Here is a 26,089-nt window from a genome sequence, read left to right on the forward strand (position 1 = left end):
AAGAGACCGCAGCTTCAGCGCAGCATCGATGACATCGCCGAACAGCAGTTCAGCATGCGCACCGCCGACTCCACTGTTTCAGCGGTGAAGCGCAGCGTCACGCCGTCGACGCGCTCGAAGCTCGGCCACTGGCAGAACAGGTCGGCCATCATCGGCGACTGGGTGCGCAGCGTGACCACCTGCGGACCCTGGAAGACCAGCGGGCGTGCGTTGGCGTGCGCGGCCAGCCCTTCGATCACGCCGGCGCGGATCGCCTGGCGCGACTGCTCCGGCGACAGCGACACGCCGCTGTTGAAACCGGTCGCCTTCTTGGTCTGCACGAAGCTCGCATGCGGAAAGAGCGCCTGGTTCTCGGAGATGAACACGTCGTCGCCGCTGGCCATCACGACGGGCACGCCGTACTCGCCGGCCAGTGCGCCGTAGAGCCCGGCTTCGCCCAGTTCCTGGTTGCCGAGCGAGATGCTCGCGAAGGCGAAACTGTTGATCGTGTGCGCGAGGATGCCGCGGCCCTGCGCGCGCGAGTGGTAGCCCACCATGCACAGCGCGTCCACGCCTTCTTCCACGCCGGCCACCATGCTGAGGTAGCGCGGCTTGCCCTGCAGCACGCGCGCGCGTGCATCGAGCACATCGGGCGGCATGTTGCGAAAGCCGCCGTGCGAGTCGTTCACCAGCACCTCGGTGGCGCCGGCGTCGAAGGCGCCGGCAATCGCGGCGTTGGCCTCCTGCGCCATCAGCACGCGGGCACGTTCGTACTCGGGGTTGCCCTGACGCGCCTGCTCGTGGTGATAGACGCCTGCAACGCCTTCGATGTCGGTGGAGATCAGGACTTTCATGGACGTGTGTTTCAGGCGAGATGTGAAAGGGAAGACGCCGGCAGCAGTTCGCCGAGCGCGGCGCGGTGGTTGCCGTCGCGGCCTGTGACCGGCGTGGCGCGCCACAGCGCATGAAGTATGGCCTGCTCGGTGCTGTCGGCCGCGGCCTGGAACAGCCCGTCGAGCCGCGTGTCGTGCAGCATCGCCACGGCCGGCATGGGCCGGTCCGCGCGGTCGGGGATCGTGTAGGCGGTCGAGAAGGCCAGCACCAGGTCGCCGCTGCCGTGGCCGTAGACCGAGCCGGTGCGGGCCAGCCCCGCGCCCGCGCGCAGTGCCAGGCGGCGCAGCTGGCGCGCATCGAGCGGCGCATCGGTGGCGACGACGATGATGATCGAGCCCTTCTCGGGCTCCGCCGCTTCCTTCGCTGCCTGCAGTGCCGCGAGCCGTTCGCCCACCGCGTGCCCGGCCAGCACCAGCTGCGGCTGGCGCCCGTAGTTCGCCAGCACCAGCGTGCCCACCGTGTGGGTCGTGCCGTCGGCCATCGCCACGCGGCGCGACGCGCTGCCGATGCCGCCCTTGAGCTGGAAGCTCGACATGCCGCGTCCCGCGCCGACCGAGCCCTGTTCGAAATCGACCCCGGCGGCGTCGAGCGCCTGCAGGTAGTCGGCCTCGGTCACGGCCAGCCGCTGGATGTCGTTGAGAAAACCGTCGTTGCACTCGAAGACCAGCGGGTTCACCGTGGGCAGCGCGCGGCCGGTCTCGGGGTTGGCCGCCGCGCAGTGGCGGATCTGCGCCGTCGCCACGGTGCCGACCGAGAAGGTGTTGGTCAGCGCGATCGGCGTTTCCAGCACGCCGAGTTCGGCCAGCTGCACCAGCCCCACGCTCTTGCCGAAGCCGTTGAGCACCACAGCCGCGGCCGGCACCTTGTCGCGGAACGGGTCGCCGGCGTGCGGGCGGATCACGGTCACGCCGGTCTGCACCGGGCCGTCGGCCAGCGTGCGGTGGCCGACCGTGACGCCCGCGACGTCCGTGATGGCGTCGCGCGTGCCCGCAGGCAGGGTGCCGATGAAGGGCAGGGAGGTCGTCAGGGCCATGAAGAGAAAAGAAGAACTTACTGGCGATCGATCTTCGGATCGAGCGCGTCGCGCAGCGCATCGCCCAGCAGGTTGAAGGCCAGCACGGTGAAGAAGATGGCCAGGCTGGGGAACAGCGCCACGTGCGGGGAGGTCACCATGTCGGCGCGCGCTTCGTTGAGCATCGCGCCCCACTCGGGCGTCGGTGGCTGCGCGCCCATGCCCAGGAACGACAGGCTGGCCGCCGTGATGATCGAGGTGCCCACGCGCATCGAGAAGTACACGACGATCGACGAGATCGTGCCCGGCAGGATGTGCCGCACGATGATGGTCCAGTCGGACGCGCCGATGCTGCGCTCGGCCTCGATGTAGGTCTGCTGCTTGAGCACCAGCGTGTTGCCGCGCACCAGGCGCGCAAAGGCCGGCACGCTGAACACCGACACCGCCACCACCACGTTGGTCATGCTGCTGCCCAGGATGGCCACCACGCCCAGCGCCAGCAGGATGCCGGGGAAGGCGAACAGCACGTCCGAGATGCGCATCACGATGCGGTCCCACCAGCCTTCGTAGTAGCCGGCCAGCAGGCCGAAGGCCGTGCCGATGATGCCGCCCACCAGCACCGACAAGAAGCCGGCCGCCAGCGAGATGCGCGTGCCCGCCAGGATGCGGCTGAAGATGTCGCGGCCCAGCGGATCGACGCCGAACCAGTGCGTGGCCGAGGGCCCGCTGTTCAGCATGTCGTAGTCGAAGAAGTTTTCGGGGTCGAAGGGCACGATCCACGGTGCGAACACCGCGATCACCACCAGCAGCAGCACGAAGATGGCCGCCACGATGCCCACGGGCTGCTTCTTGAAACGGCGCCAGCATTCACCCCAGGGCGTGCGGACCTTGCCGGCGGTCAGCGCAACGGCAACGGGGGACAGTGGAACGATGGATTCGGCAGACACGCCGGTAGCTTGCGTCATGGCTGCGTGCTCACTTGTAGCGGATGGTCGGGTTGATGTAGCCATAGAGCACATCGACCACGAGGTTGATCAGGATGAATTCGAGCGAGAACAGCAGCACCAGCGTCTGGATCACGGGGTAGTCGCGCATCTGCACGGCATCGACCAGCAGGCGGCCCAGGCCGGGCCAGTTGAACACCGCCTCCACAAGAATGGAGCCGCCCAGCAGGAAGCCGAACTGCAGGCCCATCATCGTGACCACCGGAATCAGCGCGTTGCGCAGCGTGTGCTTGAACACCACGCTGGTTTCGTGCACGCCCTTGGCGCGCGCGGTGCGCACGAAGTCTTCCTGGATCACTTCGACGAAGGAAGCGCGCGTGAAGCGGGCCATCACGGCGGCCACGGCCGCGCCCAGCGTGATCGAGGGCAGGATGTAGTGCTGCCAGGTCGCGGCGCCCACCGTGGGCAGCCAGCCCAGCTGCACCGAGAAGATCTGCATGAGCAGCATGCCCAATGCAAATGCGGGGAATGAGATGCCCGACACCGCCAGCGTCATGCCGATGCGGTCGGGCCATTTGTTGCGGTACACCGCCGACACGATGCCGATCCCCATGCCGAAGATCACCGCCCACACCATGCTGGTGATGGTCAGCATCACCGTCGGGAAGAAGCGCTCGGCAATCTCCGTCGACACCGGCCGCCGCGTGCGGATCGAGGTGCCGAAGTCGCCTTGCACCATGTGGGTGAAGAAGCTCACGAACTGCTGCGGCAGCGGCTTGTCCAGCCCGAGCTCCGCGCGCACCATGGCCACGGTCTGCTCGTCGGCATCCTGGCCGGCGGCAAGGCGCGCCGGGTCGCCGGGGAGCATGTGGACGAACAGGAACACCAGCACTGCCACGATGAGCAGCGTGGGGATCAGGCCCAACAGTCGTTTGAGGAAGTAATTCAGCATGGGATACGGTTGTCGCGAACGGGCGATGGCGCGGTGCCATCGCCCGCCGGACAGTCAGTCAGGAAAACGAAGGAGCCGCGATCAGTTCGACACGGACATCGCGTCGATGTTGATGTTCGCGTCGGGCATCACGAACACACCCGACAGGCGCTTGGCGTGCGCCGACAGGTTCTGCTCGGTGACCAGCGGCACGCGCGGCAGGTCCTTGCGGATCTCTTCCTGCGCGGTCTTGTACAGCGCGGCCTTTTCCTTGTCGTCCACGGTCACGAGCGCCTTGGCGATCGCGGCGTCGACCACGTCGCTCTTGTAGAACGACATGTTGTTGAGCTTGGGCGCCCACGACTCGGAAGCGAACAGCGGACGCAGGCCCCAGTCGGCTTCACCGGTCGACGACGACCAGCCCGTGTAGTACATGCGGACCTTGGCCGTCTTCGGATCGGGCCAGGCATCGACCTGCTCGGTGCGCTGGCCCACTTCGAGTGCCTGCACCTGCAGCTTGATCCCCACCTGTGCGAGCTGCTGCTGCACGAACTGGATCGTCTTCTGGCTGGTCGTGTTGTTGTAGGCGCTCCACAGCACCGACTCGAAGCCGTTGGGGTAGCCGGCCTCAGTCAGCAGCTGCTTGGCCTTCTTCACGTCGTAGGGAATGGGCGCCATCTTCTCGGCGAACTTCACGCCCTGGGGCATCACGCCTTGTGCAGGGAAGGCGTAGCCGCCGAAGGCGACCTTCGACAGCGCTTCCTTGTTGATGGCGTAGCCGATGGCTTCGCGCACCTTCGGGTTGTCATACGGCTTTTGCAGCATGTTGAAGGCCAGGAAGCGCGTGATGATCGAGGGCGAGGCCACCACTTCGAGCTTGTCGCTCTTCTTCAGCAGCTCGGCCTGCTCGTAGGGAATGGGGAAGGCGAAGTCGGCTTCGCCGGTCTGCAGCATCGCGGCGCGCGTGTTGTTCTCGAGCACCGGCTTCCATTGCAGGTTGTCGACCTTCGGGAAGCCCTTCTTCCAGTAGCCGTCGAACTTCTTGGCCTTCACGGCGTCGGTCTGCTTCCACTCGACGAACTCGAAGGGGCCCGTGCCCACGGGGTGGAAGGCGATGTCCTTGTTGCCCCACTTCTTCAGCGCGGTGGGCGAAATCATCGCGGCCGAGGCGTGGGCCAGCGAGTTGATGAAGGGGCCGAAGGGCTCCTTCAGCGTGATGCGCACGGTGGTCGGGTTCACGGCCTCGACCTTGCCGACGCGGTTGAACTGGTTGTAGCGCAGCAGCTTGTTGTCCTGGTTCAGCACGCGGTCGAGCGTGACCTTCACGGCTTCGGCGTTGAAGTCGGTGCCGTCGTGGAACTTGACGCCGCTGCGCAGCTTGATGGTGTAGACCAGGCCGTCCTTGGACACGTCGTAGCTCTCGGCGAGCACGTTCTGCACCTTCAGGTCCTTGTCGAACTGGAACAGGCCTTCATAGAAGGTCTTGGTCACGGCCGTGGTGATGGTCGTGTTGGTGTTGTACGGGTCCAGCGTTTCCGGCTGGTAGCCGATGGCCAGCACCACGTCTTTGGCAGCCAGTGCCGAGCCCGAGGCGGCGAGCGCGGCCAGGCCCAGCAGTGCGGATGCCCAGCGCAGGGAGGAAGAAGATTGCTTCATGGAAGAACTCCAGTCGGTTCGTGGAAAAAATGCAGGGGGCCTGCGGGTGAAAAAACGGTTCGGATTCAGAAGGCGCCGCCGATGGCATGCCGTGCCACGAAGTGACCGGGCGCAACCTGCACCAGCGGCGGCACGTCGGGCTCGTCGCCCACGGCGCGGATCGGGCTGGGAATCTCGCCTTCGAGCAGCGCGCGCGGCTTGTGGCGGCGCGACGGGTCGGCCACCGGCACGGCCGCCATCAGCTTGCGCGTGTAGGGGTGCTGCGGCGCTTCGAACACCGCGCGGCGCGGGCCGATCTCGACGATCTGGCCCAGGTACATCACGGCCACGCGGTGGCTGATGCGCTCGACCACGGCCATGTCGTGCGAGATGAAGAGAAAGGCCACGCCCAGCTCGCGCTGCAGGTCGAGCATGAGGTTGACGATCTGCGCCTGGATGGACACGTCGAGTGCCGACACCGATTCGTCGGCCACCACCACCTTCGGATTCAGCGCGAGCGCACGCGCGATCGCGATGCGCTGGCGCTGGCCGCCCGAGAACTCGTGCGGATAGCGCTGCGCCACCTCGGGCGGCAGGCCCACCTTCTGCAGTAGCCAGTCGACGCGCTGCTGCGCCTCGGCACCCTTGGCGATGCCGTGGATGAGCAGCGGCTCCATGATCGAGAAGCCCACCGTCACGCGCGGATCGAGCGACGCGAACGGGTCCTGGAAGATGAACTGGATGTTGCGGCGCAGCGCCTGCAGCTCGCGCGTGGGAAGCTCGCGGATGTTCTTGCCGCCGAACTCGATCGCGCCGCTCTGGCTCTCGACCAGGCGCAGCAGCGAGCGGCCCGTGGTCGACTTGCCGCAACCCGATTCGCCGACCAGCGCCAGCGTTTCGCCGGGGTAGAGGTCGAAGCTGATCTTTTCCACCGCATGCACGCGGCGCTTGACGCGGCCGAAGATGCCGCTGCGCACGTCGAAGCGCGTCACGAGGTCGCGCACGCGCAGGATCGGGCCGGCGTCTGCGCGCACGGTGGTCTGCGGCGTGGTGTCGGTGCAGGGCACGGTGTCGGTGCTGTCTTCGGTGCCGGACTCGGTACGAAGGAGCTCGAACTTGGCCGGCAGGTCGGTGCCCTGCATCGCGCCGAGCTTGGGCACGGCCGATAGCAGCGCCCGGGTGTAGGGGTGCTGCGGCGAGGCGAACACGGTGTCGGAACTGCCGGCTTCGACCTTGTCGCCGCGGTACATCACGAGCACGCGGTCGGCGATTTCGGCCACCACGCCCATGTCGTGCGTGATGAAGAGCACGCCCATGCGCATCTCTTTCTGCAGCTCGCGGATGAGCTGCAGGATCTGCGCCTGGATCGTCACGTCGAGCGCGGTGGTGGGCTCGTCGGCAATCAGCAGCTGCGGCTTGCACGACAGCGCCATCGCGATCATCACGCGCTGGCGCATGCCGCCCGACAGCTGGTGCGGAAAGCGGTCGAGCACGTTGCGCGCTTCAGGGATGCGCACGAGTTCGAGCATGCGCAGCGCCTCGGCGCGCGCGGCCGCATTGCTCTTGCCCTGGTGGATGCGGATGGCCTCGGCGATCTGGTCGCCGGCGGTGAACACCGGGTTCAGCGAGGTCATCGGCTCCTGGAAGATCATCGCGATGTCGGCGCCGCGGATGCCGCGCATCGTGCCGTCGCGCGCCTGCGCCAGGTCGAGCACCTCGCCGTTGCGCCGGCGGAAGGCCATGCTGCCGCCGAGGATGCGGCCACCGCCATGCTCCACCAGCCGCATCAGCGCGAGCGAGGTGACCGACTTGCCCGACCCCGATTCACCCACCACCGCGAGCGTTTCGCCGTGGTCGACGTGGAAGGACAGCTTCTTGACGGCATCGACCGTGCGCTCGGAGGTCGAGAAGCGCACGGTGAGGTCGTCGACGGCGAGGACGCGGCCGTCGGGCAGGTTCAGGGCAGGGGAGGACATGGCGGATGCGAGGGAAAAAGGGGCAGGGCGTCAGGCGAAGATGGCCGTCACGGGAGCTTCGTCGCCGCGCGCGTGGCCGCGGTACATGCCTTCGGTGTTGAAGGCCAGGCTCAGGTTGCCGTGGCGGTCGACGGCGATCAGGCCGCCGGTGCCGCCGATGGCGGGCAGCGACTCGTGCACCACGGCGTGCGTGGCCGCTTCGAGCGTGGCGCCGCCGTAGGCCATGCGCGCGCAGATGTCGTACGCGGCTGCGACGCGGATGAACATCTCGCCGCTGCCGGTGCACGAGATGGCAGCGGTGCGGTCGTCGGCGTAGGTGCCGGAGCCGATGAGCGGCGTGTCGCCGACGCGGCCCACGCGCTTGTTGGTCATGCCGCCGGTCGAGGTGGCGGCGGCCAGGTGGCCGTGCATGTCGAGGGCCACGGCGCCGACCGTGCCGAACTTCTTGTCTTCGTCCAGCGGCGGCTTGGTCATGGCGGCGCCTTCGTGGTCGGTGACCACGCGGCCCGTGTCGCGCACGCGGTACAGCTGCTGGCGGCGCGCGTCGGTCGAGAAGAAGAAGGGCTCGACCATCTCCAGGCCGCGGTCGCGCGCGAAGGCCTCGGCGCCCGCGCCGGCCAGCAGCACGTGAGCGCCGTCCTCGAGCACGGCGCGCGCGGCGCGCACCGGGCGGCGCACGTGGCTCACGCCGGCGATGGCGCCGGCCGCGAGCGTGGCGCCGTCCATCACGGCGGCGTCGAGCTCGTGTGTTTCCTCGTGCGTGAACACCGCGCCGTAGCCGGCGTTGAAGAGCGGGCAGTCTTCGAGCATCTCGACTGCCAGGCAGGTGGCGTCGAGCGCGGACATGCCCTTGCGCAGCGCGGCCTGCGCGGCGCGCACGATGGCCTGTAGCGCGTCGTGATACGCCTGCGCCTGCTCGGGGTTGGTCGTCGAGGCGCTGATGGTGCCGGCGCCGCCGTGGATGGCGATGACGGGCGTGACGTTCTTCATCGGGAAGCTTTCTTCTTTTTCTTGCCGGCGTCGGAAGCGACGGCGGCGGGGAGGGGGGGCATGGAGACTTCGCCGCGCGCATGGCCCTGGCCCAGACCGCCGTGCAGCCACGGACGCACCGCCTGCAGGATGCGGCCGGCCGACTGCGCCGCGCCGGGCGCGCGCAGGGCGACGGCGCTGGTCAGTGCCTCGATCAGCGCGAGCACGCTGGTCTCGCAGTTGGGGCGGTAGCTGGTTTCGGTCTGGCCGTACAGCACCACGTCGGCCAGCGGCGCGATGGGCGAGCTGGGCCGGTCGGTCAGCGCGAGCACCGCGCAGCCCTGGCCGCGCGCGATCTGCGCCAGCGCCACCGTGTCGGTGAGGTAGCGCGGAAAGGTCAGGCCGATGAACAGGTCCTGCGGCCCCGCATGCATCAGCGTGCGCGCCGAGTGCGTCACGCCGCTCACGCTGGAGAGCATGCGCACGTCGCTGCAGGAACCATCGAGCCCGTGCTGCAGCAGGCCCGCGAGCCAGGCGCTGGCGCCGAAGCCGCCGATGTAGATCGAGCGCGCCTTCAGGATGCGCTGCACCGCGGCCTCGCAGGCGGCGTAGTCCAGCGACTGGCGTGTGGCTTCGATGTTGCGGCGGCTCTCGTCGAGCGCGGTGGCGAACACCTCGGCCACCGTGGTCGGGTGCTCCAGGTTGCCGCGCAGCCGCTCGACCGGTGCCACCAGCGGCTCGAAGCCGCGCACGAGCTCGGCGCGGAAAGCGGCGTAGCCGTCGAAGTCCAGCGCGCGCGCAAAACGGTTGGCTGTGGCGACCGACACGCCGGCCGCGGCGGCGAGCTCGTCGATGGGCAGCGTCGCGACCTGCAGCGGATGCCCGAGCACGAAGTCGGCCACCTGCCGGTGCGAACGCGTCAGCCGCGGCAGCGCCTGCGCAATGCGCTGGGCCACGGTGGTGCCTGGGGTGTCGACGTTGGTGCTCATGGGGCGGGCGATGCACCGGGAAGGGTGCGAGTGATGTAAATCAGTTTACAAATATATGTCAGTTATGAAAATTTTCTGTCATTCCCGAGCGATATCGCAAGTAGCGGGCCAGCCGCGAGGGGCTTTGGCGAGGGGCGGAAAGGGCGTGTTTCCCTTGTGGGGCGGCGTGTTCCGGGCCGTTGGGGCGCGGTCTTCAGGGATTTCCCTGATGCTGTCGTTTCATCCCCACGGGTGGGGGATCGGGGGCTTTGGAAACGAACGAATTAACGGCGATGGCCGGGTCGCATGGCGACATTGACGGCCTTCAGGCCAGCCCTGAGTATCCCGAGCGGTGCGATTGGCACCGGGGAACGAGGAACCAAAAAATGAGACAGGAATGGCTTCGCCGCGCGTGCGCGGTGATGGGTGGCTTTGTGCTGATTGCGGCCGTGACCGCATGCGGCGGCGGTGGGGGCGGAGGAGGTGGCGGGGGCGGTGTGCCGCTGATCCTGCCGCCGACGGGCACGGCGCCCGTGCAGCCGGCGCCTTCGGCCAATGGCCGGGTGGTGTCGGACACCGTGACGTCGAGCGTCAATGGCGTGCGCTACCCGATCGAGGTGTTCATCCCGGCCGCCTACGACAGCAGCAGCGATGCCGTGCCGATCATCTACGCCTTCGACGGCGACGCGACCAACGGCCTGCCCGACACGCGCTTCACGAACCTCAAGAACGTGCTGCTCAAGCGCGGCACCAAGGCCATCCTCGTGGGCATCGGCTACACCGCGCGCCGGCAGGAGGACTACAACTTTCCGGGCGCCAACGCGTACCACACCTTCCTCACGAAGGACCTGGTGCCGTTCATCGAATCGAAATACCGCGCGGACCCGAAGAAACGCATGCTCACGGGCCTTTCGACCAGCGGCAACCTCGCGGCCACGGCACTGTTCCTGGAGGCGCCGGACAACCTCGTGTTCTCGTACTTCATTTCCATCGAGGCGGCCTTCTGGCAGCAGGAGGCCGAGAACAACGCGCTCGAAAAGAAGATGTTCGACGCGCTCGCGGGCCGGCCGCTGCCTGTCACGCTGATCCTGGCGCACTGCGCCAGCGGCTGCAACGAAGTGCCGGTGAAGGCGATGTACAAGCGGATGTCCGAGCGGGGCTACGTGGGGCTGCAGCTCATCGACACGGAGTTCAACTCCACGCACGTCGGAACGGACGTGCTCGCGTTCGACGACGCGATCGTGCGGATCTTCAAGTAAGGCCTTGCGGCGAACCGGGCAACCCGGTTCGCGCCACATGCTCAGTTGGCGGAAGGACTCGGCGGGTAGCCGGCCTCCGTCAACGCCGCCACCAGCGAGGGGCGGTCTTCGGTGGTGTCGATGCGCACCGTTCTTTGCTTCACATCCACTTCGAGCCTGGCCTGCGGGTCCAGGTCCTTGATGGCCCGGGTGATGCGACCGGCGCAACTGCCGCAGGTCATCGACTGGATTTCAAACGCTTGCATGGGGTGAGTCCTTTCAAAAGAGTGACTCGCAGTGTCAAGCTTGGCATCGTGTGAAGGTCAAGCGCGGCGAAGGCCTGACCCCTGGCGTGCCAAGGTCATGCGCCGTTTGCGTTTGACTCTCTCATGGTGTGAAGGTTGAGACTTCGCGCTTTGGCTCGAAGGAGAACCCCATGGAACATCCCACGGCGCCGGCCGCTGCTGCGGCGCGCTTGTCCCTTGCCGATGTCGTTGCGCGCTCCGGCGCGTCCGCGCAATTGCTGAGCGATTGCGAATCGCTCGGACTGCTCGACGACACGGCGCACGCCGGCCGCTACGACGAGCGCGCCGTGTCGACACTGCGCTTCGTGCGACGCGCACACACGCTGGGTTTCGACACGCCGGAAGTCGTCGAGCTGCACGCCCTGTGGCAAGACGGTCGTCGTGCAAGCTTCGACGTGAAGCGCGTTGCGCTCGAACGTGCCGACGACCTCGCCCAGCGGATCGAAGAGCTCGCGCACATGAAGCGCCTGCTGGAGCGCCTGGCCCACTGCTGCGAAGGCGACGAGCGCCCGGAGTGCCCGATCCTCGATGAGCTGGCCGGGCTCAAGGGCTTCGCCGGCTGCGAAGCGCGGCGCGCCTGAAGCCGATCCTCAGCCCGGAATGTTCGGCTCGACCAGCTGCGCCAGCGCGACCAGCGATTCCTGCCAGCCCAGGTAGCACATCTCGACGGGAATCACCTCGGGGATGCCTTCCTGCACGACGGACATGTCCGTGCCGCACGAGACCGCGGTCAGGACCACCGTGGTCTTCATCGTGCCCGGCAGGTGGGGATCGTCGAAGCTCGCGTCGTAGGCAATGCGCTGGCCGGGCACGAGTTCCAGGTACTTGCCGCCGAACGAATGGCCGTGGCCGGTGCCGAAGTTGGTGAAGGACATGCGCCACGCGCCGCCCACCACCGGCTCCATGGTGTGGACCTTGCCGGTGAAGCCGAAGGGCGGCAGCCAGCGCTCGAAGGCGCCGGGCTCCACGAAGGCGCGGTAGAGCTTGTCGGGGGTGGTGCGCAGCACGCGGTGCAGGCGAACGGTGTTGGTGGCCATGGTTGCTTTCTCCTGATGAAGTACAGAGGACGCCCCTCTGTGATGACGTCGGATGAGCCCGTTGCGATTCGACAGGTGCAGGATCAGGAAAAACCCTGAGCCTACACCCCGCGCCTCAATCGATGAACCGCGCCACGATGTCCTGGAACGACGGCAAGTCCATCTGCGTGTGGCCGCCTTCGTAGCCCTTCAGGCTCAGCTGCAGCCCCTTGTAGTTGCGCGCGGCGATCTGGTCGCGCAGCGCGGTGATCTCCGGACCGCCGACGTTGCCGATGGCATAGCCCAGCAGCAGGGTCACGGGAATGTCGCGCGTGCTGCTGTTGGCGTACATCTGGCTTTCGAGCGGATCGAGCTGGCCGCGCGCGCCGGCGGCGGGCGGATCGGACGCGAAGAAATGCTGGAAGGTGAACGTGCCCGCCGCGCCTTCGGTGAAGAAGGCGATGAGCGTGAAGACGCCGCCGTTCGACAGGCCCGAGAGCATGCGTCTGGCGGGGTTCGCGCGGTAGTTCGATTCGACGTGCGGCACCAGCTGGCCGGTGAGGAAGTTGTGATACGCCTTGGCGCCCGGCATCAGGTAGTCGGTGTTGCGGCGCGAGGTGCCGCCGATGCCGACCACGATGGCTTTCTTGCCGGCCTTCTCGAGGGTGTCAGTGAAATTCTGGAAGCGCGTCACGCTCAGGTTGTAGACGGCGTCGCCATCGGTGATGTAGACCGTGGGGTAGCTCGCCGTGGCGCCGTCGTAGCCGGCCGGCAGGTAGACCTGGATCGGGTAGGTCGCGTCCGTGGCGGTCGACTTCATCGAGCTGCTGACCACCCGCCCGCGCCCGGTGTCCGCGGGCGGTGGCGTCGGCGTGCTGCCGGCCGGTGGCAGCGGCAGCATCGCCACACCGCCTCCGCCGCCCCCACCACCCCCTCCGCCGCCGCACCCTGAGAGCCCCAGCAGCAGGGCGCAGCCCGCTGTGAACATGAGCCGGCGAAGAATCCCTCTTGTCTGCATGTGGTGTTCCTTGTTGGTGAGAACCGTGGTGGCGGAAGCCGGGGCGATCTTAGGGGGGAGGGGGTGCGGCTGTCGCGGTTGTTTTCTGCATGAACACACTCAACGGATCGTCCGGGTAGTCGCCAAAGCGCTCGCGCCGCGCATACCCCGCACGCGCATAGAAGGCCAGCGCCTCGGGCTGGCTCACGCCCGTCTCCAGCCGGAACATCGCGCATCCGCGCGCCGCTGCTTCGCCTTCGAGAAAGCCCAGCACCTTCGCCGCGACGCCTTGCCCGCGGTTCTGCGGGCGCACGTACATGCGCTTGAGTTCGCCGTAGCCGGGGTTCATGACGACGGCACCGCAGCCGATGGCCGTGCCGGCCGCATCGCGCGCGACGGCGAACAGCACATGGGCCGCCGACAGCGCGGCGATGTCGATGCCGTAATGGCTCTCGGGCGGGTACAGCGGCTTCTGGTAAGCATCGAGGTCGTCGATGAGCTGGACGACGTCGGGCTGGTTCGGGTTTTCGATCGAGATCTGCATCGTTCGATCGTAGCGAGCCGAAGCGCTGCAAAGCCCGACGCGCGACGGGGTTCTACGCGGCGGCCAACAATGGCCGCGTCATTCATCTGGTTCGTCTGTTCGTTCGATTCAAGGAGTAGAACTTTGGAATACCGTCATCTGGGCAAATCAGGCCTCAAGGTCCCCGTGCTGAGCTTCGGCACCGGCACCTTCGGCGGCAAGGGCGAGTTTTTCAGCGCATGGGGCAGCACCGACGTGGCCGAGGCGCGCACGCTCATCGACATCTGCATGGACGCCGGCGTGAACATGTTCGACAGCGCCGACATCTACTCGGGCGGCGCCGCCGAATCGGTGCTGGGCGAGGCGATCAAAGGCCGGCCGCGCGATCGGCTGCTGATCTCGACCAAGGCCACCTTCCGCAGCGGCGAGGGGCCGAACGACGTGGGCTCGTCGCGTCACCACCTCGTGCAGGCGGTCGATGCGTCGCTGAAACGGCTGGGCACCGACTACATCGACCTGTTCCAGCTGCACGGCTTCGACGCCAGCACGCCGGTGGAAGAAACGCTCTCCACGCTCGACGACCTCGTGCGGGCGGGCAAGCTGCGCTATGTGGGCGCGTCGAACTTCTCGGGCTGGCACCTCATGAAGTCGCTGGCGGTGTCGGAGCAGCGCGGCTATGCGCGCTACGTGGCGCACCAGGCCTACTACTCGCTGGTCGGGCGCGAGTACGAGTGGGAGCTGATGCCGCTGGCGCAAGACCAGGGCGTGGGCGCGGTGGTCTGGAGCCCGCTGGGCTGGGGCCGGCTCACGGGCAAGATCCGCCGCGGCCAGCCGCTGCCCGCCAACAGCCGCCTGCACGTGACGGCCGACATGGGCCCGCCCGTGCCCGACGAGCTGCTGTACCGCGTGGTGGAGGCACTCGAAAAAGTCGGCGCCGAAGTCGGCAAGACGGTGCCGCAGGTCGCGCTCAACTGGCTGCTGCAACGCCCGACGGTGTCCAGCGTGGTGGTCGGCGCGCGCGACGAAGCGCAGCTGCGCCAGAACCTCGGTGCGGTGGGCTGGAACCTCACGCCGGCGCAGGTGGCCGAGCTCGACGCGGCCAGCGCGACGACGCGCACCTACCCGTACTGGCACCAGCAGGGCTTCAAGGAACGCAACCCGAACCCCGTCTGACCGGGTTCAGTCGGGTGTCAGCCCCAGCACCCACTGCTTGAAGTGCTCCAGCGCCCCGGAAGCCGGCCGGCCTTCGGGGTACGCGAAGTAGTAGCCCTGGTGCACGTCCAGGTGCCGGTCCACCGGGATCACGAGTTCGCCGGTGCGCAGTTCCTGCTCGACCAGGATGCGCGGCGCCAGCCCCACGCCCATGCCCGCCGCCGCGGCGGCCACCACCATGGTGAACAGTTCGTAGCGCGGCCCGCGCGAGGCGTGCACCGTGTATTCCCATTCCTGCTGCGCGTACCAGTCGCGCCAGGCATGGGCGCGCGTGCTCAGGTGCACGTGGCGGCAGCGCTCGAAGCCGGCTTCGTCCCACCGGGCCTGCGCGTCGCGGAACGCGGGGCTGCAGATGGGCACCATCTCGCCTTCGGAAAAGATCAGCCCGCCGCGCGTGTTCGGCCAGAACTGGTCGCCGAAGTAGATCGCCGCGTCGTAGGCGTTTTCCTGGAACGAGAAGGGCTGCGAGCGCGCCGACAGGTTCACCGTGATGTTCGGGTGCAGCCGGCTGAAATCGGGCAGCCGCGGAATGAGCCATTGCGTGGCGAAGGTCGGCACCACGGCCAGTTCGAGCACGAAGCCCATCTCGTGGCCGGCGCTGATCTCCAGCGTGTCGCGGCGGATCTGGTCGAGGTGGCGGCGGATGCGCGCGGCGTACTCGCGGCCCACGTCGGTGAGCGTCAGCCGCTTGCGCACGCGCGAGAACAGCGGCACGCCCAGGCGCTGCTCCAGCATCGCCACCTGGCGCCCGACGGCGCTTTGCGTGAGCGCCAGCTCGGTCGCCGCGCGGGTGAAGCTCCCCAGGCGCGCCGAGGCCTCGAAGGCCTGCAGCGCGCCGAGGTTGGGAATGTCTTTTCTCATCGCGCTATTCTGGCGGGAGCGTGCGCGGCCCGGGCAACGAACCGGGCCCGCACATCGAAGACACGGAAAGGCATTACATGCGGCGTGTGGCGATCATCGGCGGCGGGGCCATCGGCTCGGCCATCGCGTACTTCCTGGGCGCCGACCCGACGGGCGAGGCCTTCGACATCACGGTGGTGGAGCGCGACTTCTCGTACCGGCAGGCCTCGTCGGCGCTGTCGGCCAGCTCGATCCGGCAGCAGTTCTCCACCGCCATCAACATCGAGATGTCGCTCTACGGCATCGACTTTTTCCGCACGCTGGGCGCGACCCTGCGCGTGGGCGATGGCGTGCCGGACATCGGCCTGGTCGAGCCGGGCTACCTGTACCTGGCCTCGCCGGCAGGCGTCGACGTGCTGCGCGAGAACCACGCGATGCAGAAGGCGCATGCGGTGGACGTGGCGCTGCTGACGCCCGAGGAGCTGAAGGCGCGCTTCCCGTGGCTCTCGACCGAGGGCATCGCGCTGGCATCGCTCGGCCTTTCGGGCGAGGGCTGGTACGACGGCTACAGCCTGCTGCAGGCCTTTCGCAAGAAGGCGGTGTCGCAAGGCGTGCGCTATGTGCAGGCGCAGGCGACGGGCCTGCAGCGCGAAGGCCGCCGCGTCACCGGCGTGCAGCTCGACGGCGCCGACACGCTGCATGCGGACATCGTCGTCAACGCGGCGGGCGCGTGGGCGGCGCCGGTCGCGCAGTGGGCGGGTATCGCGCTGCCGGTGCACGGGCGACGGCGCAGCGTGTTCAGCTTTTCATGCCCGAGCGCCTTGCCCGGTTGCCCGCTGGTGATCGACACCTCCGGCATCTGGCTGCGGCCCGAAGGTCGCCAGTTCATCTGCGGCTTTGCGCCGCCCGAAGACCGGGACCCCGACGACGCGCCGCTCGAAGTCGACCACGAGGCCTTCGAGAATTTCATCTGGCCGGCGCTGGCCGAACGCATCCCAGCCTTCGAAGCCGTCCGCATGACGGGCGCCTGGGCCGGCTACTACGAGATGAACCTGTTCGACCACAACGCGATCCTCGGCCTGCACCCGGACTGCGACAACCTCTACTTCGCGAACGGCTTCTCGGGCCACGGGCTGCAGCAGTGCCCGGCGGCGGGGCGCGGCATCGCGGAGCTGATCCGCTTCGGCGGCTACCGCAGCCTCGACCTGTCGCCGCTGTCGTTTGCGCGCATCCTCGAGAACCGGCCGCTGCGCGAGAAGAACATCATCTAGGGTTGCTGCTCCGCCGGCTTGATGTCCCCCACGGGCGACAGCAGCGCCGGGTCGAAGGCGGCGAGCGTGCGGCCTTCCTTCAACCGCTTCGGCCAGTCGGGGTTCGACAGCGCGCCGCGTCCCAGCGCCACGAAGTCGGCGCCGTCCGCAAGCGCCGCTTCGGCGCGCCCCGGGTCGTGCAGGCCGCCGTTGGCGACGATTGCGAGGCCGGGCGCATGGCGGCGCGCAAGCTGCAGCAGGCTCGGCCCCGCATCGCCGAAGGCCGGTCGCCAGGCTTCGAACTCGGTGACGTGCAGGTAGTCGATGCCGCTGTGCGCCAAAGCCCCGAACACCGTCGACGCGCCGGCTTCAGCCTCCGGCCACTTGTGGCCGAAGTCGTTGACCTTGCCTTGCGAGATGCGCACGCCGAGCGGCGCCGATGCGCCCAGCATCTGCCGCACGGCACGCGCCACCTCGACCGTGAGCTGCACGCGCTGCGCGAGGGCGCCGCCCCAGCGGTCGGTGCGCGTGTTGGTGTGGCCGCTCAGGAACTGGTCGAGCAGGTAGCCGTTCGCGCCGTGGATCTCCACGCCGTCGAAGCCCGCCACTTCCATCGCCAGCACCGCGGCCCGGGCGAAGCCGCGAATCGCCTCGGCGATGTCGGCATCGGTCATCGCGCGGGGCACCGGGTATTCGCCTTCGCCGCGGTAGGCCGTCATCTGCGTGCCCAGCGGGCGAACGGCCGACGGCCCCGCCGTGTGGTCGCGAAAGCGGTTGAACTGCGACAGCGCACCCGCATGCATGAGCTGCGCGATGGCGCGCCCGCCCGCGCCCTGGATCGCCTTCACCACCGGGCGCCATGCGCGGGCTTGCTCGCCGTCGCTCAGGCCGGGCTGGCGGGCATAGCCTTGCGCGTACGCCGTGTCGGTGTAGATGCCTTCGGTGATGACGAGCCCGAAGCCGCCCCGCGCAAAGCGCTCGTAGTAGCGGGCCATGGTGCCGTTGGCGTGGCCCTCGGGCGAGGCGCTGACGCGCGTCATCGGCGCCACGGCGAGCCGGTTGGGCAGCTGCAGGCCGTGCAGCTTCGCTGGCGCGAGCAGCGGCGTGCTCATCGGGCGTCTCCGGGCGCGACGGCGATGGCCTCGATCTCGATCATCGCGTCGGGCGAGTACAGGCCCGAGACCTCGACGATGGTGTCGGCCGGGTAGGGCGTGGAGAACCACTGGCGGCGCAGTTCGACGATCTTCGGAAAGTTCGCCATCGAGGTCAGGAAGATCGTCACCTTGACCACGTTGCCCAGGCCCGTGCCGGCGGCCCGCAGCACGCGGTCGAGGTTCTTGAAGGCCTGCTCGGCCTGGCGGTCGAAGTCGCCCTTGCCGACGATCTCGCCGTCGTCGCCGATCGCGGCCTGGCCGGACACGAAGACCAGGTTGCCGAGCTGGATGGCCTGCGACAGCAGAAAGGGCGCGTAGGGGTCAGGCTGCGTGTGGATTTGCTTGGGTTGGAGTTGCATGACAGGTGCCTTTGATGGTGAATTTCAGATCAGCCGTGGAAGTGGTTTTTTCCCGCGACCCCTGAAATTTAGGGATGAAGAGGGCGCCCGACAAAGGCTGATTTTTCAGTCAATGGATGAGTTGAGCTAATCTGTCTGCATGCGAAGACTTCCTCCCCTGGGCGCACTGCGCGTGTTCGAGGCCGCGGCCCGCCGGTTGAGCTTCAAGGCCGCCGCCGACGAACTGCACGTCACGCCCACCGCCGTCAGCCACCAGATCAAGCAGCTCGAGGAAACGCTCGAGGTGCGCCTGTTCGAACGCGGCACGCGGCAGGTGCACCTGACGGCCGCCGGGCACCAGCTGTTTCCCGCGCTGCGCGACGGCTTCGACAGCTTCGAGCGCGCCGTCGACGGCGTGCGCCGCCTGAAGGGCACGCGCATCGCCACGCTGTCGTCCACCGTCGGTTTCATGGCCCGGCGGCTGGCGCCGCGCGCGGGCACCTTCCGCGACCTGCACCCCGAATGGACGCTGCGGCTGGACGCCACCAACCAGGTCGTCGACCTCGACACCGAGGCCGACGCGGCGATTCGTTATGGCAACGGCCGCTACGCCGACCTGGTCGTCGAGCCGCTGTTCCAGGACCACTACGCGCCGGTCTGCAGCCCCGCGCTGGCGGTCGCCGCGCGGCAGGACCTGAAGGCCGTCTCGCTGATCCATTTCGAATGGGGGCGTGCGGGGCGCGACGAAACGCTGGCGCCGGTGTGGCGCACCTGGCTCGCGCGCGCGGGCCGCACCGACGTCGATGCGCAGGCCGGCCTGTCGTTCACCGAAGAGATCCACGCGGTGCAGGCCACGGTCGCGGGGCAGGGCGTCGGCCTGCTGAGCCTGGCGCTGGTGGCCGACGAGCTGGCGTCGGGCCTGTTGGTGCAGCCCTTCGAACTGTCGGTGGAGAGCTACCGCTACGACCTGGTCTACAGCCCGCGCGCAGCCACCCGGCCCGCCACGGCCGTGCTGCGCGACTGGGTGCACCGCGAGTTCGGCGGCGGCGAAAAGAAGGCATAGTGGCAGGCATGACTGCCCAGACCCTGTACGCGCAAAAGCGCGTTTCCGCCGCCGATGCCGTGCGCCAGGTGCGCAACGGCGACATGATCATCGTGCCCACGGGCGTCGGCGAGCCGCCCTCGCTGCTCACGGCCTTGTCCGAGCAGCGCCGCGACTTCCGCGACGTGAAGGTGGCGCAGATTTTGGCGATGCGCAAGTACGCCTACATCGACCCCGAGACGGTCGAGCACGTGCGCCACGTCGCGCTGTTCTTCGGCGGTGCCACGCGCGCGGGCGGGCAGGCCGGCTGGATCGACTTCATTCCCAACTACTTCTCCGAGATCCCGGCGCAGATCGAGCGCGGGCAGATCGCGGCCGATGTGGTGTTCAGCATGGCCTCGCCGATGGACGCGCACGGCTACTTCGCGCTGAGCCTGGGCCCCGACTACACGATGGCCGCCGTGGCGAAGGCCCGCGCGGTCGTGCTCGAGGTGAACCCCAACGTGCCCTATGCGCACGGCAACTGCCACGTGCACATCTCGCAGGTGGCGGCATTGGTCGAGAGCAGCGAGCCGGTGATGGAAGTCGGCCTGCCGAAGATCGGCCCGGTGCAGGAAGCCATCGGCAAGCACGTGGCCGACCTGATCGACGACGGCGCCACCTTGCAGATCGGCTACGGCGGCATTCCCGACGCGGTGGTGATGCAGCTCACGGGCAAGCGCGACCTGGGCATCCACACCGAGATGATCGGTGACGGCATCCTTACGCTGGTGGAAAGCGGCGCGGTCACCAACCGCCGCAAGAACTACCTGCCCGGCAAGTCGGTCGCGACCTTCGCGCTGGGATCGAACAAGCTGTACCGCTTCATGGACCGCAACCCGGGGCTGGAGATGCATCCGGTCAATTTCACCAACGACCCGGCGCTGGCGGGGCTGAACGACAACCTCATCGCCATCAACGCCACCATGCAGATCGACCTGCTGGGCCAGTGCGGCTCCGAGAGCCTGGGCCACGCGCCGTACTCGGGCACGGGCGGGCAGTCGGACTTCGTGCGCGCGGCCAACCGCTCGCGCGGCGGCAAGGCCTTCATCGTGCTGCCTTCGACGGCCAAGGACGACACCATCTCGCGCATCGTGCCCTCGCTGTCGCCCGGCACGCATGTGAGCACGAGCAAGAACGACATCAACTACGTCGTCACCGAGTACGGCGTGGCGCAGTTGCGCGGCAAGTCGGCCAAGCAGCGCGCGCAGGAGCTGATCGCGATTGCGCACCCGAACTTCCGGGCGGAGCTGACGGAGCAGGCGAAGCAGGCCAAACTGCTTTGAGTTTTGCAGGGGGCAGGGCGTGACTTAGGGCACTCCTGTGCGGTCCGGGCGGCGGCTACATTCGCTGCGATGAGCATCTCCTTGCGATATCTTTTCCTGCTCGGCGCGGCCTGCGTGCTGTCCGGCCAGGCGTTCGCCTGCAGCGGCCCGGGCCAGCCGGGATGCCCGCCACCGAACGCGCCGGGCTGGCCCCACAACAGCCGGCCGCCGCCCCGGGACACCGTGCCTGTGATGCCCGGCGGCACGGGCCGCTACAGCGACCCCGACGAGTACCTGGCGCCGCCGCCGCCCGACCCCACCTTCTCGTACAAATGGGGCGCGTACGTCATCGACAAGTCGAAGGGCGCCTTCGGCGGGGTCGACAACCGGGCGACCCAGGCCGATGCCGAAAACAACGCCATCGCCCAGTGCGTGGGCAACGGCGGCACCGCCACCGGCTGCCGCAGCATGACGCTGACCTGGCAGGAAGGATGCGGCGTGGTCGTGATGGGCCGCAACGTGCTGTCGATGAAGGCCAACAAGCTGCAAAGCGCGGCGCAGGCGGAAGCGATGGCGGAGTGCTCCGCGCACGCGAAGGACTGCAAGGTCGTTACCGCGCGCTGCAACGCGCTGGTCGTCAATCGCTGATCAGCTGGCCTTGGCCGCCCGCACCAGCGACGGCGTGGCCTTGTAGCTCTCGGGGAACAGCTTCTTCAGGTCGTCGATCTTCGGCAGGTCGTGGATCGCGATGTAGGGCTGGTTCGGGTGCAGCGTGAGGTAGTCCTGGTGGTAGTCCTCCGCCGCATAGAAGGGCTTGGACACCTCGACCGTGGTCGCCAGCGGCTTGTTGCCGAAGGTCTTGGCCTGGTTCAGCTGGGCGATGTAGGCGTTGGCGATGCGGGCCTGGTCGGCGTTTTCGGCGAACACGGTGGAGCGGTACTGCGGGCCGGTGTCGGGGCCCTGGCGGTTGAGCTGGGTCGGGTCGTGCGCCACCGAGAAATAGATCTGCAGCAGCTTGCCGTAGCTGACCTTGCGTGGGTCGTAGCTGATGCGCACGGCTTCGGCATGGCCGGTGCGGCCCGAGCCGACCTCGTTGTAGCGTGCGGTGCGGGCCTCGCCGCCCGCGTAGCCCGAGAGCGCATTGCTCACGCCCTCGACGCGCTGGAACACGCCCTGCACACCCCAGAAGCAGCCGCCTGCGAACACGGCGGTGGCGGTGGTGGCGCCTGCGGGTGCGGTGAGGTCGACCGTGGGCGCGGGCACGCGGCGCGCGGTCTCGGCGAAGGAGGGGGCCGCGTGCCAGGCGAAAGCGGCGGCGGCGAGCGTGCCGGCGGCGATGGCGAAGGATTTCATGGCGGTCTTTCGTAGGGAGCGCAGGAAAGGGACAGTGATCCCGATCCCGCCGGCCGTCAATGGCGGCGGGCCGGGCAGAGAAAGAGGCTTACTTCTTCATCTCGTCCTTGCCCATCGCGTCCTTCTTCATTTCGTCCTTGGCCATGGTGTCTTTCTTCATGCCATCTTTGGCCATGCCGTCCTTCTTCATGGCGTCCTTGCCCATGGCGTCTTTCTTCATCCCGTCCTTGGCCATGCTGTCCTTCTTCATGCCGTCCTTGGCCATGTCGTCCGCGGCCAAGGCCGAGGCGCCGGCGAAGGCCATGCAGGTGGCGAGGAGGGTGGCGGTGAGCTTGTTCATTTCGGTCTTCCTGAGTTGAGGTTGGGTCTTGTTGTCGAGATCGGCCTGGTTCCCTGTCGGAATTCGGCCTCGCGCTTTCTTCGGCAGTCGAGCGGCTGTGGCAGCCCTTCAGCTCCCTCCGAACCAGTTGTAGCCCTGGTCTTCCCAGTAGCCACCGGGATAGGTGTTGGTCACGTACATCGCCTGGATGTGCTTCGGGTTCTTGTAGCCAAGCTTGGTCGGCATGCGCAGCTTCATCGGGAAGCCGTACTTCGGCGGCAGCGGCTGGCCGTCGTAGCTCAGCGTCAGCAGCGTCTGCGGGTGCAGCGCGGTGGGCATGTCGATGCTGGTGTGGTAGTCGTCCGCGCACTGGAAGCCGACGTACTTCGCGCTCAGGTCCGCGCCGACGTGGCGCAGGAAATCGGCAAAGCGCACGCCGCCCCACTTGCCGATGGCGCTCCAGCCTTCGACGCAGATGTGGCGCGTGATCTGGTCCTGCTGTGGCAGGGCGCGCAGCTCGGCGAGTGTCCAGCGGCGCTTGTCGGCGACCATGCCGCTCACTTCGAGGCGGTAGGTGGCTTCGTCGACCTCGCGGACCTCGTCCTCGCCGTAGTAGGCGTTGAACGGAAAGGGGCGCGTGATCTCGGCTTCGGTGTAGGTCGGCGCCAGCCGCGTCGGGCTGAAGAGCCAGCCCTGCACCTCGTCGTTGAAGCGCGAGACCTTCGAGAGCGCCGCTTCCACGTGGCTGTCGTCGCTGATGCTGCAGCCGGTGAGCATCGACAGGCCGCCCAGCGTCAGCGAACGGCGCAGGAACAGGCGGCGCGAGGGGGCGTCGAGCCGGCGCTCGATGAGGGCGCGGGCTTCGCGCACCACGGCGTCGCCGTCGACACCAACCAGGGGAGGGCGTTTGAAAAGGAAGCTCATGGGGTGTGGGGCGCGCGACCGCGCAGCATGGTGAGCAGGGTGCGGGGCACGAGCGCCACCATCACGAGGTGCACGGCAACGAAAGCCACCAGGGCGGCCATCGCCACGAAGTGGACGCGGCGCGCGGCTTCGTAGCCGCCCAGCAGCTCGCGCAGCAGTGGAAACTGCACCGACTTCCACAGCACCAGCCCCGACAGCACGATCGCGACCAGATCGACGATCACGAACAGGTAGGCGAGCTTCTGCACATGGTTGTAGTGGCGCGGGTCGGCATGCGAGAGCTTGCCGCCGAGCGCGGCCCGCGCATCGCGCCAGAGGCCGGCCGGCGTGAGCGGGAAGAACTTGCGCGCGAAGCGCCCGCTGGCCAGGTTCAGCACCAGGTAGACGAGCCCGTTGAACACCAGCAGCCACATCGCCGCGAAGTGCCACTGCAGCGCGCCGCCGAGCCAGCCGCCCAGCGTGATCGAGGCCGGAAAGCGAAAGGCAAGGAAGGGCGCCGCGTTGTAGATGCGCCAGCCGCTGGTCACCAGCACCAGCACGGCCAGCGCGTTGAGCCAGTGCGTGACGCGCATCCACAGCGGGTGGATCGGTCGGTGGTCGGGAGCGGCGCGTGTCTGCATGGGCCGGATTGTTGGGCGCACCCCCTCGCCGATTCATCACGCAAAGTTCAAAGATTCGTGATAACTCCGAGGGGCGTCTCGCGGGACAATCGCGGCCATGGACACCGCCAAACGCGTGCTGATCGTCGAGGACGACGCCCACATTGCCGAGCTGCTGCGCATGCACCTGCGCGACGAGGGCTATGCGGTCGAACACGCCGCCGACGGCAACGCGGGCCTGCGCGCGCTGGAGCGCGGCCAGTGGGACGCGCTGGTGCTCGACCTCATGCTGCCCGGCATCGACGGCCTCGAAATCTGCCGCCGCGCCCGTGCCATGGCGCGCTACACGCCCATCATCATCGTGAGCGCGCGCTCGAGCGAGGTGCACCGCATCCTCGGGCTCGAACTGGGCGCCGACGACTACCTGGCCAAGCCCTTCTCGGTGCTGGAACTGGTGGCGCGCGTGAAGGCGCTGCTGCGGCGCACCGACGCGCTGGCGCGCAACGCGCGGCTGGAGTCAGGCAGCCTCACGCTGGGCAACCTCGACATCGAGCCGCTGGCGCGCGAGGTGCGCGTCGACGGCAAGCCGATCGAGCTCACGCCGCGCGAGTTCGACCTGCTGTATTTCTTTGCGCGCCATCCCGGCAAGGTGTTCTCGCGCCTCGATCTGCTCAACCAGGTCTGGGGCTACCAGCACGACGGCTACGAACACACGGTCAACACGCACATCAACCGGCTGCGCACCAAGGTCGAGGCCGACCCGGCCGCGCCGCGGCGCATCCTCACGGTGTGGGGGCGCGGCTACAAGCTCGCGGCGGACGATGCTGCACCGAAGGACGACCTTCCATGATGGCCTGGGCCACGCTCTCGCGGCGGCTGTCGATCGCGTTCGCGGTGCTGCTGCTGGCCTGCTGCGGCGCCTCGGCGTGGCTGCAGATGCGCGCCGGCGCGCAGCACGCGCAAGAGGTGACGCAGCGCCTGTCGCTGGGGCTCGCGGCCCACATCGCGCAGAACACCGAACTCATGAAGCCGAGCGGCCTCGACCCGGTGGCGGTGAAAGACCTGTTCGACAAGCTCATGACCGTCAACCCCAGCGTCGAGGTCTACGTGCTGGGGCCCGACGGCCACATCGAGGCCCAGGCCGCACCGCCCGGGCACCTCAAGCGCGACAAGGTGGCGCTCGGCCCCATCCGCCGGCTGCTGGCCGGTGAGCGCCTGCCCATCGCGGGCGACGACCCGCGCAGCCCCGACGGCGCCAAGGTCTTCAGCGCCGCGCCGCTGCGCATGGGCGGGCGCGATGCCGGCTACGTGTACGTGGTGCTGCAAGGCGAAGACCACGACGCACTGGCCGCCAACCTGTCGACCGACACCGTGCTGCGCACCACGCTGTGGTCGATGGCCTTGGTGGCGCTGCTGGGGCTCATCGCCGGGCTGGTGGCGTTCCGCCTCATCACGCGGCCGCTGCGCGAGCTGACGGCGGCGGTGCGGCGTTTCGAGGCCGAGGGCATCGCGGCGCTGGAGCGCGAGGCGCCCATGCCCGCGCCGCCGCGCCACGCCGACGACGAGATCGCGCAGCTGCAGCAGGCCTTTGCGCAGATGACGCGCCGCATCGCCGAGCAGTGGCGCGAACTCAGCCTGCAGGACCGCCAGCGCCGCGAACTCTTCGCCAACATCTCGCACGACCTGCGCACGCCGCTCACATCGCTGCACGGCTACCTCGAGACGCTGCTGCTCAAGGCCGGCACGCTCAGCGAAGAAGAGCGCCGCCGCTACCTGGAGATCGCGCTCGGCCAGAGCCGCAAGGTGGGCCGGCTCGCGCAGGAGGTGTTCGAGCTGGCGCGGCTCGAGTACGGCGTGGTCAAGCCCGAGAAAGAAAACTTCGCGCTCGCCGACCTCGTGCAGGACGTGTTCCAGAAGTTCGAACTCGCGGCCGAGGCGCGGCACCAGCAGCTCAAGCCCGACATCGCGCCGAACCTGCCCGTGGTGTCGGCCGACCTCGGCATGATCGAGCGCGTGCTGACCAACCTGCTGGACAACGCCATCCGCCACACGCCGGCCGGCGGCGAGATCGAGGTGCGCCTGCGCCCATCCGACGCCGGCGTGGCGGTGCAGGTGAGCGACACCGGCCCGGGCATTCCGGGCGAGCTGCAGAAGGGGCTGTTCACGCGGCCGGCCTTTGCCGATGGCGGTGCGCGCGGCGGCGGGCTGGGGCTGATGATCGTGCAGCGCATCCTGCAGCTGCACGGCAGCGACATCCGGCTCGTGCCGCAGCCGGGCAAGGGCGCGGTGTTCCTGTTCCGGCTTGGGGGCGCCACAGCGCGCTGAAGGCGTTGAAGCCGACGGTCGGCGGGTTTGCCAGCGGGCGGC

At 68.3% G+C, this 26,089-nt stretch carries 28 protein-coding genes; 9 read left to right on the plus strand and 19 right to left on the minus strand.

The window, feature by feature from the left end; all coding sequences use genetic code 11:
- Positions 1–14: 14 nt before the first annotated feature.
- From AC07O4_RS04390 to AC07O4_RS04425, 8 genes are all read right to left on the minus strand, one after another.
- Entirely contained in the window at positions 15–833 is an 819-nt protein-coding gene (locus tag AC07O4_RS04390) for a M55 family metallopeptidase (RefSeq protein ID WP_495303846.1), read from the minus strand.
- An 11-nt stretch (positions 834–844) separates the two neighbouring features.
- Positions 845–1,906 (minus strand): DmpA family aminopeptidase, encoded by a 1,062-nt coding sequence (locus tag AC07O4_RS04395; protein ID WP_495303847.1) that lies wholly within the window; start codon positions 1,904–1,906, stop codon positions 845–847.
- 17 nt (positions 1,907–1,923) lie between these two features.
- Entirely contained in the window at positions 1,924–2,850 is a 927-nt protein-coding gene (gene gsiD / locus AC07O4_RS04400) for a glutathione ABC transporter permease GsiD (RefSeq protein ID WP_070060869.1), read from the minus strand.
- Positions 2,851–2,860: 10 nt separating this feature from the next.
- On the minus strand, positions 2,861–3,781 hold the full coding sequence (gene gsiC, locus AC07O4_RS04405; protein ID WP_062472516.1) for a glutathione ABC transporter permease GsiC: 921 nt from the start codon (positions 3,779–3,781) through the stop codon (positions 2,861–2,863).
- Between the two features lie 81 nt (positions 3,782–3,862).
- Positions 3,863–5,416 carry a glutathione ABC transporter substrate-binding protein GsiB gene (gsiB, locus tag AC07O4_RS04410; RefSeq protein WP_095950157.1) on the minus strand — a complete coding sequence of 518 codons (1,554 nt, stop codon included), beginning with the start codon at positions 5,414–5,416 and terminating at the stop codon, positions 3,863–3,865.
- 65 nt (positions 5,417–5,481) lie between these two features.
- Positions 5,482–7,371 carry a dipeptide ABC transporter ATP-binding protein gene (locus tag AC07O4_RS04415; RefSeq protein ID WP_495303848.1) on the minus strand — a complete coding sequence of 630 codons (1,890 nt, stop codon included), beginning with the start codon at positions 7,369–7,371 and terminating at the stop codon, positions 5,482–5,484.
- 30 nt (positions 7,372–7,401) lie between these two features.
- Positions 7,402–8,361, minus strand: a complete 960-nt coding sequence (locus AC07O4_RS04420; RefSeq protein ID WP_495303849.1) for an isoaspartyl peptidase/L-asparaginase family protein — start codon at positions 8,359–8,361, stop codon at positions 7,402–7,404.
- Positions 8,358–9,329 (minus strand): MurR/RpiR family transcriptional regulator, encoded by a 972-nt coding sequence (locus AC07O4_RS04425; RefSeq protein WP_159271651.1) that lies wholly within the window; start codon positions 9,327–9,329, stop codon positions 8,358–8,360. Before AC07O4_RS04425 ends, AC07O4_RS04420 begins: the two co-directional genes overlap by 4 nt.
- 365 nt (positions 9,330–9,694) lie before the next feature.
- Here AC07O4_RS04425 and AC07O4_RS04430 point away from each other — a divergent pair, with 365 nt between their 5' ends.
- On the plus strand, positions 9,695–10,567 hold the full coding sequence (locus AC07O4_RS04430; protein ID WP_495303850.1) for an alpha/beta hydrolase: 873 nt from the start codon (positions 9,695–9,697) through the stop codon (positions 10,565–10,567).
- 41 nt (positions 10,568–10,608) lie between these two features.
- Here AC07O4_RS04430 and AC07O4_RS04435 read toward each other — a convergent pair whose 3' ends face one another.
- On the minus strand, positions 10,609–10,812 hold the full coding sequence (locus tag AC07O4_RS04435; RefSeq protein WP_062472532.1) for a heavy-metal-associated domain-containing protein: 204 nt from the start codon (positions 10,810–10,812) through the stop codon (positions 10,609–10,611).
- Between the two features lie 170 nt (positions 10,813–10,982).
- On the opposite strand from AC07O4_RS04435, the gene AC07O4_RS04440 reads away from it, so the two are divergent.
- Complete coding sequence (locus AC07O4_RS04440) at positions 10,983–11,432, plus strand: MerR family DNA-binding protein (RefSeq protein WP_159276743.1); 450 nt, start codon at positions 10,983–10,985, stop codon at positions 11,430–11,432.
- Positions 11,433–11,441: 9 nt separating this feature from the next.
- Here the strand turns inward: AC07O4_RS04440 and AC07O4_RS04445 are convergent, their stop codons facing one another.
- The 3 genes from AC07O4_RS04445 to AC07O4_RS04455 all read right to left on the minus strand — a co-directional run bounded on the left by AC07O4_RS04445 (position 11,442) and on the right by AC07O4_RS04455 (position 13,408).
- Positions 11,442–11,888, minus strand: a complete 447-nt coding sequence (locus AC07O4_RS04445) for an SRPBCC family protein (RefSeq protein WP_159276745.1) — start codon at positions 11,886–11,888, stop codon at positions 11,442–11,444.
- A gap of 115 nt (positions 11,889–12,003) precedes the next feature.
- Positions 12,004–12,885 carry an alpha/beta hydrolase gene (locus AC07O4_RS04450; protein ID WP_495303851.1) on the minus strand — a complete coding sequence of 294 codons (882 nt, stop codon included), beginning with the start codon at positions 12,883–12,885 and terminating at the stop codon, positions 12,004–12,006.
- A 49-nt stretch (positions 12,886–12,934) separates the two neighbouring features.
- Positions 12,935–13,408 carry a GNAT family N-acetyltransferase gene (locus AC07O4_RS04455; RefSeq protein ID WP_495303852.1) on the minus strand — a complete coding sequence of 158 codons (474 nt, stop codon included), beginning with the start codon at positions 13,406–13,408 and terminating at the stop codon, positions 12,935–12,937.
- 123 nt (positions 13,409–13,531) lie between these two features.
- Here AC07O4_RS04455 and AC07O4_RS04460 point away from each other — a divergent pair, with 123 nt between their 5' ends.
- Positions 13,532–14,560, plus strand: a complete 1,029-nt coding sequence (locus AC07O4_RS04460; RefSeq protein ID WP_070060858.1) for an aldo/keto reductase — start codon at positions 13,532–13,534, stop codon at positions 14,558–14,560.
- 6 nt (positions 14,561–14,566) lie between these two features.
- On the opposite strand, the gene AC07O4_RS04465 is transcribed toward AC07O4_RS04460, so the two are convergent.
- Positions 14,567–15,460 (minus strand): LysR substrate-binding domain-containing protein, encoded by an 894-nt coding sequence (locus AC07O4_RS04465; RefSeq protein ID WP_095745476.1) that lies wholly within the window; start codon positions 15,458–15,460, stop codon positions 14,567–14,569.
- Between the two features lie 77 nt (positions 15,461–15,537).
- Between AC07O4_RS04465 and AC07O4_RS04470 the strand changes: the two genes are divergently transcribed.
- Positions 15,538–16,710: an NAD(P)/FAD-dependent oxidoreductase gene (locus tag AC07O4_RS04470; RefSeq protein WP_495303853.1), complete on the plus strand. Its 1,173-nt coding sequence runs from the start codon at positions 15,538–15,540 to the stop codon at positions 16,708–16,710.
- Here AC07O4_RS04470 and AC07O4_RS04475 read toward each other — a convergent pair.
- Both AC07O4_RS04475 and AC07O4_RS04480 read right to left on the minus strand, forming a co-directional pair.
- On the minus strand, positions 16,707–17,801 hold the full coding sequence (locus AC07O4_RS04475) for an oxidoreductase (protein WP_495303854.1): 1,095 nt from the start codon (positions 17,799–17,801) through the stop codon (positions 16,707–16,709). The genes AC07O4_RS04470 and AC07O4_RS04475 overlap by 4 nt on opposite strands.
- Positions 17,798–18,202, minus strand: a complete 405-nt coding sequence (locus AC07O4_RS04480) for a RidA family protein (protein WP_495303855.1) — start codon at positions 18,200–18,202, stop codon at positions 17,798–17,800. Before AC07O4_RS04480 ends, AC07O4_RS04475 begins: the two co-directional genes overlap by 4 nt.
- A gap of 139 nt (positions 18,203–18,341) precedes the next feature.
- Between AC07O4_RS04480 and AC07O4_RS04485 the strand changes: the two genes are divergently transcribed.
- From AC07O4_RS04485 to AC07O4_RS04495, 3 genes are all read left to right on the plus strand, one after another.
- Positions 18,342–19,244 carry a LysR substrate-binding domain-containing protein gene (locus tag AC07O4_RS04485; RefSeq protein WP_062472551.1) on the plus strand — a complete coding sequence of 301 codons (903 nt, stop codon included), beginning with the start codon at positions 18,342–18,344 and terminating at the stop codon, positions 19,242–19,244.
- Positions 19,245–19,252: 8 nt separating this feature from the next.
- A complete protein-coding gene (locus AC07O4_RS04490) occupies positions 19,253–20,548 on the plus strand; it encodes an acetyl-CoA hydrolase/transferase family protein (protein ID WP_070060853.1) in 1,296 nt (431 codons plus the stop codon).
- Between the two features lie 69 nt (positions 20,549–20,617).
- Positions 20,618–21,175 carry a DUF4189 domain-containing protein gene (locus AC07O4_RS04495; RefSeq protein WP_495303856.1) on the plus strand — a complete coding sequence of 186 codons (558 nt, stop codon included), beginning with the start codon at positions 20,618–20,620 and terminating at the stop codon, positions 21,173–21,175.
- Here AC07O4_RS04495 and msrA read toward each other — a convergent pair whose 3' ends face one another.
- The 4 genes from msrA to AC07O4_RS04515 form a co-directional block, all read right to left on the minus strand.
- The gene (gene msrA, locus AC07O4_RS04500; protein WP_495303857.1) at positions 21,176–21,880 is read right to left on the minus strand and encodes a peptide-methionine (S)-S-oxide reductase MsrA; all 705 of its coding nucleotides are present in this window, start codon (positions 21,878–21,880) and stop codon (positions 21,176–21,178) included.
- Positions 21,881–21,968: 88 nt separating this feature from the next.
- Entirely contained in the window at positions 21,969–22,220 is a 252-nt protein-coding gene (locus AC07O4_RS04505; protein ID WP_495303858.1) for a pentapeptide MXKDX repeat protein, read from the minus strand.
- 108 nt (positions 22,221–22,328) lie between these two features.
- The gene (locus AC07O4_RS04510; RefSeq protein WP_495303859.1) at positions 22,329–23,123 is read right to left on the minus strand and encodes a molybdopterin-dependent oxidoreductase; all 795 of its coding nucleotides are present in this window, start codon (positions 23,121–23,123) and stop codon (positions 22,329–22,331) included.
- Positions 23,120–23,743, minus strand: coding sequence for a cytochrome b/b6 domain-containing protein (locus tag AC07O4_RS04515; RefSeq protein WP_495303860.1), 624 nt, complete (start codon positions 23,741–23,743; stop codon positions 23,120–23,122). Before AC07O4_RS04515 ends, AC07O4_RS04510 begins: the two co-directional genes overlap by 4 nt.
- 97 nt (positions 23,744–23,840) lie before the next feature.
- Here AC07O4_RS04515 and AC07O4_RS04520 point away from each other — a divergent pair, with 97 nt between their 5' ends.
- On the plus strand, positions 23,841–24,572 hold the full coding sequence (locus tag AC07O4_RS04520; protein ID WP_495303861.1) for a response regulator transcription factor: 732 nt from the start codon (positions 23,841–23,843) through the stop codon (positions 24,570–24,572).
- Positions 24,572–26,047: a sensor histidine kinase gene (locus AC07O4_RS04525; protein WP_495304022.1), complete on the plus strand. Its 1,476-nt coding sequence runs from the start codon at positions 24,572–24,574 to the stop codon at positions 26,045–26,047. Before AC07O4_RS04520 ends, AC07O4_RS04525 begins: the two co-directional genes overlap by 1 nt.
- Positions 26,048–26,089 lie beyond the last annotated feature (42 nt).

The sequence above is a fragment of the Variovorax sp. GW821-FHT09D04 genome (genome assembly GCF_059416405.1).

Coding starts and splice junctions, on each gene's coding strand:
- AC07O4_RS04390 (WP_495303846.1), bottom strand. CDS start 833: ATGAAAGTCCTGATCTCCACCGACATCGAAGGCGTTGCAGGCGTCTAT.
- AC07O4_RS04395 (WP_495303847.1), bottom strand. CDS start 1,906: ATGGCCCTGACGACCTCCCTGCCCTTCATCGGCACCCTGCCTGCGGGC.
- gsiD (WP_070060869.1), bottom strand. CDS start 2,850: ATGACGCAAGCTACCGGCGTGTCTGCCGAATCCATCGTTCCACTGTCC.
- gsiC (WP_062472516.1), bottom strand. CDS start 3,781: ATGCTGAATTACTTCCTCAAACGACTGTTGGGCCTGATCCCCACGCTG.
- gsiB (WP_095950157.1), bottom strand. CDS start 5,416: ATGAAGCAATCTTCTTCCTCCCTGCGCTGGGCATCCGCACTGCTGGGC.
- AC07O4_RS04415 (WP_495303848.1), bottom strand. CDS start 7,371: ATGTCCTCCCCTGCCCTGAACCTGCCCGACGGCCGCGTCCTCGCCGTC.
- AC07O4_RS04420 (WP_495303849.1), bottom strand. CDS start 8,361: ATGAAGAACGTCACGCCCGTCATCGCCATCCACGGCGGCGCCGGCACC.
- AC07O4_RS04425 (WP_159271651.1), bottom strand. CDS start 9,329: ATGAGCACCAACGTCGACACCCCAGGCACCACCGTGGCCCAGCGCATT.
- AC07O4_RS04430 (WP_495303850.1), top strand. CDS start 9,695: ATGAGACAGGAATGGCTTCGCCGCGCGTGCGCGGTGATGGGTGGCTTT.
- AC07O4_RS04435 (WP_062472532.1), bottom strand. CDS start 10,812: ATGCAAGCGTTTGAAATCCAGTCGATGACCTGCGGCAGTTGCGCCGGT.
- AC07O4_RS04440 (WP_159276743.1), top strand. CDS start 10,983: ATGGAACATCCCACGGCGCCGGCCGCTGCTGCGGCGCGCTTGTCCCTT.
- AC07O4_RS04445 (WP_159276745.1), bottom strand. CDS start 11,888: ATGGCCACCAACACCGTTCGCCTGCACCGCGTGCTGCGCACCACCCCC.
- AC07O4_RS04450 (WP_495303851.1), bottom strand. CDS start 12,885: ATGCAGACAAGAGGGATTCTTCGCCGGCTCATGTTCACAGCGGGCTGC.
- AC07O4_RS04455 (WP_495303852.1), bottom strand. CDS start 13,408: ATGCAGATCTCGATCGAAAACCCGAACCAGCCCGACGTCGTCCAGCTC.
- AC07O4_RS04465 (WP_095745476.1), bottom strand. CDS start 15,460: ATGAGAAAAGACATTCCCAACCTCGGCGCGCTGCAGGCCTTCGAGGCC.
- AC07O4_RS04470 (WP_495303853.1), top strand. CDS start 15,538: ATGCGGCGTGTGGCGATCATCGGCGGCGGGGCCATCGGCTCGGCCATC.
- AC07O4_RS04475 (WP_495303854.1), bottom strand. CDS start 17,801: ATGAGCACGCCGCTGCTCGCGCCAGCGAAGCTGCACGGCCTGCAGCTG.
- AC07O4_RS04480 (WP_495303855.1), bottom strand. CDS start 18,202: ATGCAACTCCAACCCAAGCAAATCCACACGCAGCCTGACCCCTACGCG.
- AC07O4_RS04485 (WP_062472551.1), top strand. CDS start 18,342: ATGCGAAGACTTCCTCCCCTGGGCGCACTGCGCGTGTTCGAGGCCGCG.
- AC07O4_RS04490 (WP_070060853.1), top strand. CDS start 19,253: ATGACTGCCCAGACCCTGTACGCGCAAAAGCGCGTTTCCGCCGCCGAT.
- AC07O4_RS04495 (WP_495303856.1), top strand. CDS start 20,618: ATGAGCATCTCCTTGCGATATCTTTTCCTGCTCGGCGCGGCCTGCGTG.
- msrA (WP_495303857.1), bottom strand. CDS start 21,880: ATGAAATCCTTCGCCATCGCCGCCGGCACGCTCGCCGCCGCCGCTTTC.
- AC07O4_RS04505 (WP_495303858.1), bottom strand. CDS start 22,220: ATGAACAAGCTCACCGCCACCCTCCTCGCCACCTGCATGGCCTTCGCC.
- AC07O4_RS04510 (WP_495303859.1), bottom strand. CDS start 23,123: ATGAGCTTCCTTTTCAAACGCCCTCCCCTGGTTGGTGTCGACGGCGAC.
- AC07O4_RS04515 (WP_495303860.1), bottom strand. CDS start 23,743: ATGCAGACACGCGCCGCTCCCGACCACCGACCGATCCACCCGCTGTGG.
- AC07O4_RS04520 (WP_495303861.1), top strand. CDS start 23,841: ATGGACACCGCCAAACGCGTGCTGATCGTCGAGGACGACGCCCACATT.
- AC07O4_RS04525 (WP_495304022.1), top strand. CDS start 24,572: ATGGCCTGGGCCACGCTCTCGCGGCGGCTGTCGATCGCGTTCGCGGTG.